Here is a 9,698-nt window from a genome sequence, read left to right on the forward strand (position 1 = left end):
CGCTACAGCCTCGTCGCCCGACCAGGAATCCAGCAGCGCCTGCACTCCTGGCGGCGTGTAGTCGCCGAGACGCACCAGGAACTCGGGCATCAGGAACCTCGGCAGGAAGACCCCGCCGACGAACATCGCGAGCATGTACGCGGTCATCGACAGCCCGCCGGCGACGCGTGTGTTCGGTGCGTACGCGGCGATCAGCATGCCGATGGCCAGGATCGCCCCGAAGCCGATGAGGAAGGCCGCCGCGAACCACAACGGACTCTCGGGTGGTGGAACGTCGAGTACGAGCCACGACGCGCCGATGAGCAGCACGGCTGCCGCGACGGCGGCCGCCAGCACCACGACGAGCTGGGCGACCAGCAGGGTGGCGGGATGGACCGGAGTCGTGGACATCCGGCGCAGGATGCGGTTCTCCCGATAGGAGGCGACAACGGCCGGGATGTGCTGCAACCCCAGGATGCCGATGCCGAGTACCAGCGCCGTCGGCGCCCAGGCCTCAACGAAACGCGCGCCGTCGTACTCCTCCGACGGTTCCCGCATCGCGGGGATGGCGCCAAGACCGAGCAGGAGGGCGGTGGGAAACAGCACCCCGAAGATCACGGACATCGGTTCGCGGAGGAACAGCTTGGTCTCGACGAGGACGACCTTCTGCAAGGCATACATGGACGATCTCTCCTGTTCTTCGGATCAGTGGTCGAACGTGCGACCGGTCAGCGCGATGAACGCGTCATCGAGGGTCGCCTGCTCGATGCGCAGGTCCTCCGCCACGATCTGGTTCCTCGCGAGGACCGATGTCACGGCGTGCAGCAAGTTGCCCGTGCCGGTCACGATCACGTGCTGGCCGCTGCGCTGTACGCGGATCACCTCGGGAATCTCGGCGAGTAGCTCGTCGTCCAGCGGTGTGGCGGGATGGAAGCGCACCCGCTGCTCCTGGGCCGCCCGTGACACCAGGCCGCCTGGCGTGTCCAGCGCCGCGATCCGGCCGGCGTCGATCAGAGCCAGCCGGTCGCACAGCCGCTCGGCCTCGTCCATGAAATGCGTGACCAGGATGATCGTGACCCCAGAGTCCCGCACTTGCTCGATCAGGTCCCAGGTGTCACGGCGCGCCTGTGGATCCAGTCCCGTGGTCAGCTCATCGAGCACCGCGACCTTCGGGCTCCCTACCAGGGCCAGCGCGATCGAGAGCCGCTGCTTCTGGCCGCCGGAGAGCTTGCGGTACTGAGTGTTCCGCTTGCCGGCTAGCCCCAGCACCTCGAGCAAGTGGTTCCAGTCCGCGGGATGGCGGTAGAAGGAGCTGTACAAGTCCAGCGCCTCCGCGACCGTCAGCTTGTCTTGCAGCTTGCTCTCTTGAAGCTGCACTCCCACCTGCTGCCGCAGCTCCCGCCGGTCCTGTATCGGGTCATGGCCGAGCACCGTGATCGACCCATGGTCGGGGGAACGAAGACCTTCCACGCACTCGACGGTGGTGGTCTTACCCGCACCGTTGGGGCCGAGTATCCCGAAGATCTCGCCTTCATCGACGGTGAACGAGACATCGTCGACCGCCACCGTGTCGCCGTAGCTCTTGCGCAGGTTGGTCACCTCGATGATTGTCATGTATCGAGAATCGCGGACGGGCAACGATCGCGGATCGCCCAGGAGGTTCAGCGATCGGTAGATCGCCCTATCAACCGATCGGTGGATCCAGCCCGCGCCACACGGTGTCTGGCATAACATCAATTCCACGCTGATCACGAGATGGTCCGGCAACGATCGACGATGGGACGGTGTGACTCCGATGCTGAGATTTCGCCCTGCAGCGCGGTCTCATCGAGGACTCGTGCGCGAGAACAACGAGGATTCCGGATACGCAGGACCGTCTCTGCTCCTCGTCGCCGACGGTGTCGGCGGGAATGCCGCCGGCGAGGTCGCGTCCGCGAGCGTGTCGCACGTCATTGCGGCGTTCGCCTTCCAGGCGGAGCGCCACCGGAATCCGGTGACACTGTTAGAGGACGCGATCGGATTCGCGTTCACACATCTGCGCCAAGGCGTGACGCTGGACCCGGGCCGATCCGGAATGGCCACGACTCTGACCGCTGTCCTCGCTCACCGAGACGGGTTCGCACTCGCCCACCTCGGAGATTCGCGCGGGTACCTGTTGCGCGGCACCATGCTGCAACAGATCACCCGTGATGACACCTTCGTACAAGAGCTCGTCGACGCCGGAAAGATCTCACGGGACGACGCCGCGTCGCATCCCTACCGCTCTGTCGTGGTGAAGTCAGTGACCGCCGATGATCGACCCGTCACATCTGTCATGCCGCTTCACTTGGTTGTCGGAGACCGGCTGCTCCTCTGCAGCGACGGCCTCACCGACCTCGTCCCGGACGAAACGGTGGCGACAATCCTGTCGGAAGGCTCGCCGACCGACGCGGCACGCCGGCTCGTCGATGCGGCACTGGAGGCCGGCGGCAAAGACAACGTGACATGTGTGGTCGGGGACGTCTGCGAAGGAGATCCATACATTCGGGCAGGCCAACTCGTAGGCGCTCAGCAGAACCCGGACAACTTGATCGACCCAGCGGCCGCACTCGCGCAGTGCACCGAATGAGGTGCCGCGCAGAGGTCATCCGGGCCGGTGGGCGACGAACACGTCGCGGGGCTGCCGCTCGTCTGTGGTGATCTCCACGGCCGCCTCGGCGTCGAAACCAGCCTCGCCGAGAACGCGCAGCCACGTATGCCGATGGAACAGTCCGGTCCGGTGCGTCTCGTGCACCGTGTGGACGGCACCGCCGGTCTCCCGCAGGAGAAACGCGTACTCGGTGCACACCCAGGTGTCGTCGGGATCTGGATCCCACGTCCAGGCCAGGTAGCGGGCACCCCTGCCGGATTCGTCGTCGCTGCCGCCGTGCTCCGTGTCCGGCACGAACGTCTCCACCGTGTGGTCAGGGACGAACACCGCGATACCGCCCGCGCGGCAATGCGCGAACGCGGTGTCCGCGACCCGGGCGAGATCGGCCTCGTCGGTCACATAGTCGATCGCGTCATGGACGAACACCGCGTCGAACTCCCGCCCCAGGCGGATCTCACGCATATCACCGGCGACGTGTTCACAGTCCGGATTGAGCCGGCGAGAGACCGCCAGCATCTCCTCGGAGATGTCCACCAGTGTCATCACGAACCGCGAGGTGAGGTAGGCAGCGTTGTTACCGCCGCCACTGCCCAGTTCCAGGACGTCGCGGACCGGCACCGACGCGGACGAGAGCAGCGCAGCAGCGTAGGCGGCCTCCTCGGCGTACTCGTCCGGCGGTGAGATCAGGGGCCACCAGCCGGCCAGCTCGCCGTAGAGGCGGTGTTCACTCGTCACTCCCCCATCCTGCACGACGGTCAGGACGAGACGAGAACGCCCCCGGTACCTCCGCTGGGTGACGTGTGCACGAACGTCGGCCGATGGTCGCACGGTCCGGCACCTCCGATGGACGCTGCGGCACCATCGTGGTTCCTAGCGTCAGCTGCATGGCACGAGTGACGAAGTTGCGAATCATCCGAACCGGCGAGCCCTCGAATGGGAGGTCGGCCGTCTCACCAGACCGTGTGAGAACGGCGCCTCGGCGCGCACTCGCCAGGGCTGCCGCGATCACCGTGCTCGGTCTCGGTCTCGTGAGCTGCGGTGACGACGACCGGACGGTGGGTGACTCCCCCGCGTTCGGAGACGAGCGCGCCGGCACCATCGACGACGACACCACCAACGATGGCGGCACCACCGACGACGACAGCGATGGCGACGGCACGATCGAGGAAGGCACCCGGCTCACCGCCTTCGACACCGACCACGTGGCGCTCGCCAACCTGGATCCTGAGCTTCTCGACGCCGTGCAGCAGGCGACGGAGGCGGCAGAACGCGACGGTATAGAGCTCCTCATCAACTCCGGGTGGCGCAGCGCCGACAAGCAGCAACGGCTGCTCGACGAGGCCATTGACACCTACGGCAGCATCGACGAGGCCAGGCGCTGGGTGAGCACGCCGGGCAGGTCGAAGCATGTGACCGGCGAGGCCGTCGACGTCGGCCCATGGGACGCCGCAGAATGGCTGGACGAGCACGGCGACGCCTGGGGTCTGTGCCGCATCTACGACAACGAACCCTGGCATTTCGAGCTGGCCGCCGAGCCCGGCGGGAGCTGCCCGCGTCTGCTGTTCGACGCGTCGGAAGGCTGACGAGGGTTACATCAGTCCGTGCTCGTAGGCGAAGACCACCACTTGGACGCGGTCGCGCAGCGACAGTTTCCGCAGAATCGTGCCGACGTGCGTCTTCACCGTCGACTCGCTCATGAACAGCGCAGCCCCAACCTCCGCGTTCGAGGCGCCGCGCGCGACCGCGTCGAAAACGCTCCGCTCCCGTTCGGTCAGTTCGTTGAAAGCCGACGGAAGCGTACGCGCCTCGCGGAACCGCCCGTCGAGCAGCACGTTCAGGTCACGCGGTGCTAATACGGCATTGCCCGCGTGCACCGTTCTGATCGCGTCGACCAGTTGGGCAGGGGTCGCCTCTTTGAGCAGGAACCCGCTCGCGCCCGCCCGGATCGCGACGGCCGCACGCTCGTCGAGGTCGAACGTCGTCAGCACGATCACACGCACGAGATGCGCCCTGCGGGCCATACGTTCCGCGCGGAGGATCTGCCTGGTGGCCTCGACGCCGTCGAGCTCCGGCATCCGGATATCCATCAGCACGACGTCGGGCTCTTTCGCGTCCACGAGCTCGACACCGGCAGCGCCGTCCGGTGCCGTCCCGACCACGCTCATGTCCGGTTGAGCGTCGACGATGACGCGGATGCCCTCGCGGAACAGTTCCTGGTCGTCGACCAGCGCGATGCGGATCGGACCGGCACTACGATCGTGTTCGTCCGGCTCCGCATCGGTCCCGCGGCCCTCGCTCATCGGTCGCTCCGTCTCACTCAACGTTCTTCCCCTCTCGCCCGCACCGGCATCACCGCCGTCGCCGTGAACCCGTCCGCCGCATGCTTGACCGTCAGGGATCCGCCGATCGACTCGAGGCGCCGCTGCATGCCTGCGATGCCGCGACCACCGCCGTTCGAGCGTCCAGCGCCGACCGTGTTCGTGACCGTCATCGTCAGGCGCTCGGCCCAGTCCCGCTCGACGCGGATAGGTGCCCCGCGATCACCGTGCCGGATCGCGTTGGTGAGCAGTTCCTGCAGTACCCGGAACGCGACGGCGGCCAAGTCAGGCGGCAGCGGGCGTTCCCGCCCTGAGTCTGTCACGTCGATGGCGATGCCGCTCGATCGGCTCGTGTCGATCAGGGAGTCGAGATCGCGACGGGTTGCCTCCGCCTCCTCCGGCGTCGCCAGCACCGCGCGCACCTCCTGGAGCGACGACCGCGCCGACGCCGCGATGCGTTCGAGCGTCCGCGCCACCTCGGCGCGATTGTCCTGATCGAGGAATCTCGCCGACTCCGCCTGCGCGAGGATGACGGTGAGCGAATGACCCACCACATCATGCACGTCACGCGCCAGCGTCGCCTGACCCTCCCGCAGCCGAGCGATCTGCGCCATCTGAGCGTTCTCCAGCGCCGCGGCGCGTGCGTCCTGCTCCGCCGACTCCTGCAGCCGGCGCGCTGTACCTGACTCGCCCCAGAACCGCACGGCAAGACCGGCGAGCCACGGCACGTACAGCACGGATGCGATCGCCGGCACCGCGAACAGCTGCCACGGCTGCCCGGATTCGACCACACGCACGAAGATGTTGCGCGCGACCCGCGTTTCCCACACATCGCGAGCGAGCGCGTTGACCACCATCGCCATGATGATCGTGGCCACGGGCAGCGACACTCCGCTTGCCCAGACGAGCCGGCGGGTTCCCCACCTCGCCAGACCGAACAGGACGATCACGACGGCGATATCGGTGAGCATGAGGTCGGGGCGCATGAGCGCCTGCACGAGAAGGAGGAGCCACAGGACGGCGAACGAGACCCAGCTTGCCCTGCGAACAAGTGCCACGGATACGGCCAGCCCTGCCACGATCAACCACGGCAGCAGCGACGAGTACCCCGCCTGCAGCGCGGCGACAGCCTCGACCGTTCCGAGCACCAGAACGGTCCCGCCGACCGAGAGATCCGGCGCCCAGGCGCGCGACACCGGATGATCCATGACCTCATGATCGCATCGCTGGCCCCGGATTTCCGCCTCGCGCCACGGCCGGGCCGCTCTATCGCTCGGGCTGTTCCACTGTCTCGATCATTTCGCCTCCGCGTAGCAGTCCGCCACGGCGATGCTCAACGGGAACTGCACCGGGAAGTCGCCGAACAAGAGCCGTCCCGCTTCGGCGGCGGCGGCGCGTACCTCGTCGGCGACGGCCTCGGCCATGGCGGCCGGCGTATGGATCACCACCTCGTCGTGCAGGAAGAGCACGAGGTGCGCACGGGCGGCGAACGGCTCCGGCACCCGTCCATCCGGCACATCGGGCGCCTGTCCCAGTGCCCATAGCCGCCTCCGGATCGACGCCGTCCAGCACATGGCCCATTCCGCGGCCGTACCCTGCACGACGAAGTTACGGGTGAACCGGCCCCACGAACGCGTGTAGGACCTGGCCCGCGCCGTGTCGCTGTCGCCGGCGTCGTCCTGGTACGCCCCGGCTTGCACCTCTTGCCAGGTCGCGCCGGGCGGCGGCGAACTGCGCCCCAGATGCGTCGTGACCACTTCGCCGCGTTCACCGGCCTGGGCGGCCTCGTCGACGAACGCCAGCGAGCGGGGGAAGGCCTTCGCGAGCCGCGGCAGCACCTGGCCGCTGGACCCCGTCGTCCCGCCGTACATGGCGCCGAGCATCCCGACCTTGGCCAGCTCCCGCGTGGCCACCACTCCGGACGCCACGATCCCCGCGTACATGTCCACGCCCCGGCCGTCAGCTCCGCGACCGGCAGCAGCCATGGCCTCGTCGGCCGCCATCCCCGCCAGGACCCTCGGCTCGAGCTGAGCGGCGTCGGCGACGACGAAGGTCCACCCAGGGTCCGCGACCACCGCCCGGCGCACGTTCTTCGGAAGTTGAAGCGCTCCCCCGCCGCTCGACGCCCACCGGCCGGTGACGACACCACCCACGACGTACTCACTGCGGAACCGCCCGTCGCGCACCCACTCGTCGAGCCAGGCCCACCCATTGGCGGTCAACAGCCGGTACAACGACTTGTACTCCAGCAACGGCTCGATGACCGGGTGGTCGAGCCGCTCGAGCTCCCACTTACGCAGGTTCCGCGCTCCCACGCCCGCGAGATCCATCGCCTTGAGAAGATCCCCCGGGGAATCTGGATTGAGATCAGGCGCAGCGTCCAGCGCGTCGCGGATCCGGTCGGCCAAGTCCTCCAGGCGCGCCGGTCGCTCTCCTGCGCGCGGGCGCGGCCCGAGGATCTCGGTGAGGACCGCGTCGTGGACGTCTGCCCGCCACGGCAGCCCGGCGCGGTACATCTCCACCGCCGCCAAGGCACCCGCGGACTCCGCCGCCAGGAGCAGTCGCAACCGCCCGGCCGCGGACGATCCCGCCACCGCCGCGCTGTGAACCTGAAGCTCCGAGACCGGATCCGGCTCAGGCACCATCTCTACCGGCCCCAGAGCAGCGAAGAGGGTCGCCGGCTCGTCGCGGGCCGCATCATCGGCCAGCGAGGCAGGTGGCATCCCGTCCCACGGCCCCGGAGGTTCCTCTTCTGGTGCCGGCCACGCCGCCAGCGCCGACTGGCGAAGGATCCGATGAGCCAATCGCAGGTCATAAGCCCGCTCGATCCTCACACCCGCCGCCAGCAGCGCCGGGTACCAACGGTTCGTGTCGTCCCACGTCCACCGCGGCCACACCGCCGACGTCGCCTCAGCCTCGCGCACCACGGCAGCCAACTCCCCCGCCGCGACCCGTTGCTCGCTACCAGATGCTCCCAGGCCCACAACACGGACAGTGCCGTCAGGCTCGGGGACCACGACAGGCTGCACCCGACCATCTTGCCCCCAGGGACCGACAGGCTACGCCTGCGTGGTGCGTGCGACTGCCGATGAGCTTATGCAAGAGCCTAGAGTGAGTTCCACGTAAGGCTCCCCTCCCGACGATGAGGAACCAGACATGAAGACCTTCGTTCTGCCCGGCACCGACATCACCGCACCGAACGTCGTGCTCGGGCTGATGCGTATCCAAGACAAGAGCGACGACGACGTTCGCACGCTGGTGCGCACCGCGATGGATTCCGGCATCACCTTCCTCGACCATGCGGACGTCTACGGCAGCGAGCTGCACGGGTGCGAGCGACGCTTCGCCGAGGCAATGCGCCTCACGGCGTCCGAGCGCGAGCAGCTCGTGATCCAGACCAAGGCCGGCATCGTGCGCGAGGGCCCCTACTTCGACTTCTCTTACGACCACATCGTGGAGTCGGTGCACGGCTCGCTGGAGGCCCTCGGCACGGACTACATCGACATTCTGCTGCTACATCGGCCCGATGCCCTCGTCGAACCGGAGGAGGTGGCACGCGCCTTCAACGACCTCGCGGACGCCGGAAAGGTACGCGCCTTCGGGGTCTCGAACCACACGCCGAGGCAGATCGATCTTCTGCGCCGGTACGTCGCACAACCGATCGTGGCGAACCAGGTGCAGCTCTCGATCACCCATGCCCCGCTGATCGCCCAGGGCGTTGCCGCCAACATGCAGAAGCTGGATCAGTCCATCAGCCGAGACGACGGCCTGATCGACTACTGCCGGCTCCACGACATCACCCTGCAGGCATGGTCGCCGTTCCAGGCCGGATTCTTCGACGGACCGTTCCTGGGCTCACCTCGCTACCCGGAGCTGAACGCGACGGTCGAACGACTCGCCAAGCACTACAACGTGCCACCCATCGCCATCGCGACCGCATGGATCACCCGGCATCCGGCCCACATGCAGGTGGTCATCGGCACCACGACCCCGGAACGCGTCGCCGCCGCGGCGCAGGGCTCCGAGGTGCCCCTGACCCGAGCCGAGTGGTACGAGCTCTTCCGCGACGCCGGCTACACCGTGCCGTAGTCGGAAACCGCAGGCAGCGGTTGATGCATGCTTGGCGTCACGTCAGGCCGGGAGCGCTCGCGACGAGCGCTGCCGCCGCAGGAGCACGTAACCGGCGACTATGCCCACCCCCACCAGAATACCGATGATCACAATCCACCACTGCGTGCCGGCTTCCTCCTCGTCGGCGGCCACCGGGACGGGGTCCTCGCTGATCTTTGGCAGTACCGAGACCTGATCGTCGTGGGAAAAGTACAGGTTGTCCGAGCCGTCCATTGCGACCGCGGCGGCACCGGTGCCAGACGTGGTCAGCTTTGTGATGAGCCCATCGGGTCCGATCGCCTGGATCGAGTTGGAGGCGCTGAGGTACACGGTCTCGGCGTCGGCGACGGCAAGATCACGAATGTTGAGCAGGAAGACACCGGTTGCCGGTACGCTCTCCGTCGCGTCATATTCGGGGTCGTCGCGCTCAGGGCCGTCCTTTCCCCCGATGGTGGTGATCACGCCGTCGGTGCCGACGGCACGTATCCGGCTGTCGTGATCGTCGACGATGTAGAGGGTGCCGTCACCGCCGACGTCGATGGTGGTCGGTCTCTCCAGCTCGGCCTCAATGGCGGGTTCTCCGTCGCCGGAGAAGCCGGCGGATCCGGTCCCGGCGGCCACCTGCACGGTCCCGTCCAGACCGATATGCAACACCTGGTGAG

At 67.6% G+C, this 9,698-nt stretch carries 10 protein-coding genes; 3 read left to right on the plus strand and 7 right to left on the minus strand.

Annotation, left to right across the window (positions count from 1 at the left end):
- Positions 1-660 (minus strand): ABC transporter permease (locus ELR45_RS01170; RefSeq protein ID WP_205855657.1); only part of this gene is annotated, 660 nt, incomplete at its 3' end.
- Between the two features lie 24 nt (positions 661-684).
- Positions 685-1,593 (minus strand): ABC transporter ATP-binding protein, encoded by a 909-nt coding sequence (locus ELR45_RS01175; RefSeq protein WP_129662765.1) that lies wholly within the window; start codon positions 1,591-1,593, stop codon positions 685-687.
- A 223-nt stretch (positions 1,594-1,816) separates the two neighbouring features.
- On the opposite strand from ELR45_RS01175, the gene ELR45_RS01180 reads away from it, so the two are divergent.
- Positions 1,817-2,587: a PP2C family protein-serine/threonine phosphatase gene (locus tag ELR45_RS01180; protein ID WP_165367358.1), complete on the plus strand. Its 771-nt coding sequence runs from the start codon at positions 1,817-1,819 to the stop codon at positions 2,585-2,587.
- Between the two features lie 15 nt (positions 2,588-2,602).
- Here the strand turns inward: ELR45_RS01180 and ELR45_RS01185 are convergent, their stop codons facing one another.
- The gene (locus tag ELR45_RS01185) at positions 2,603-3,343 is read right to left on the minus strand and encodes a class I SAM-dependent methyltransferase (RefSeq protein ID WP_129662769.1); all 741 of its coding nucleotides are present in this window, start codon (positions 3,341-3,343) and stop codon (positions 2,603-2,605) included.
- A gap of 227 nt (positions 3,344-3,570) precedes the next feature.
- On the opposite strand from ELR45_RS01185, the gene ELR45_RS01190 reads away from it, so the two are divergent.
- Entirely contained in the window at positions 3,571-4,191 is a 621-nt protein-coding gene (locus tag ELR45_RS01190) for a M15 family metallopeptidase (RefSeq protein WP_165367359.1), read from the plus strand.
- 6 nt (positions 4,192-4,197) lie between these two features.
- On the opposite strand, the gene ELR45_RS01195 is transcribed toward ELR45_RS01190, so the two are convergent.
- The 3 genes from ELR45_RS01195 to ELR45_RS01205 all read right to left on the minus strand — a co-directional run bounded on the left by ELR45_RS01195 (position 4,198) and on the right by ELR45_RS01205 (position 7,955).
- The gene (locus tag ELR45_RS01195; protein ID WP_129662773.1) at positions 4,198-4,908 is read right to left on the minus strand and encodes a response regulator; all 711 of its coding nucleotides are present in this window, start codon (positions 4,906-4,908) and stop codon (positions 4,198-4,200) included.
- 17 nt (positions 4,909-4,925) lie between these two features.
- Complete coding sequence (locus tag ELR45_RS01200) at positions 4,926-6,134, minus strand: sensor histidine kinase (protein WP_129662775.1); 1,209 nt, start codon at positions 6,132-6,134, stop codon at positions 4,926-4,928.
- Positions 6,135-6,221: 87 nt separating this feature from the next.
- Complete coding sequence (locus ELR45_RS01205; protein WP_129662777.1) at positions 6,222-7,955, minus strand: bifunctional 3'-5' exonuclease/DNA polymerase; 1,734 nt, start codon at positions 7,953-7,955, stop codon at positions 6,222-6,224.
- Between the two features lie 127 nt (positions 7,956-8,082).
- Here ELR45_RS01205 and ELR45_RS01210 point away from each other — a divergent pair, with 127 nt between their 5' ends.
- Positions 8,083-9,015 (plus strand): aldo/keto reductase, encoded by a 933-nt coding sequence (locus tag ELR45_RS01210; protein ID WP_129662779.1) that lies wholly within the window; start codon positions 8,083-8,085, stop codon positions 9,013-9,015.
- A gap of 42 nt (positions 9,016-9,057) precedes the next feature.
- Here the strand turns inward: ELR45_RS01210 and ELR45_RS01215 are convergent.
- Positions 9,058-9,698 (minus strand): NHL domain-containing protein (locus tag ELR45_RS01215; protein ID WP_205855658.1); only part of this gene is annotated, 641 nt, incomplete at its 5' end.

The organism is Phytoactinopolyspora endophytica (genome assembly GCF_004138495.1).
Taxonomy (GTDB): Bacteria; Actinomycetota; Actinomycetes; order Jiangellales; family Jiangellaceae; genus Phytoactinopolyspora; species Phytoactinopolyspora endophytica.

What these genes read in the sequence shown, in the direction of transcription:
- ELR45_RS01175 (WP_129662765.1), bottom strand. Translation starts at nt 1,593, where the DNA reads ATGACAATCATCGAGGTGACCAACCTGCGCAAGAGCTACGGCGACACG.
- ELR45_RS01195 (WP_129662773.1), bottom strand. Translation starts at nt 4,908, where the DNA reads ATGAGCGAGGGCCGCGGGACCGATGCGGAGCCGGACGAACACGATCGT.
- ELR45_RS01200 (WP_129662775.1), bottom strand. Translation starts at nt 6,134, where the DNA reads ATGGATCATCCGGTGTCGCGCGCCTGGGCGCCGGATCTCTCGGTCGGC.
- ELR45_RS01210 (WP_129662779.1), top strand. Translation starts at nt 8,083, where the DNA reads ATGAAGACCTTCGTTCTGCCCGGCACCGACATCACCGCACCGAACGTC.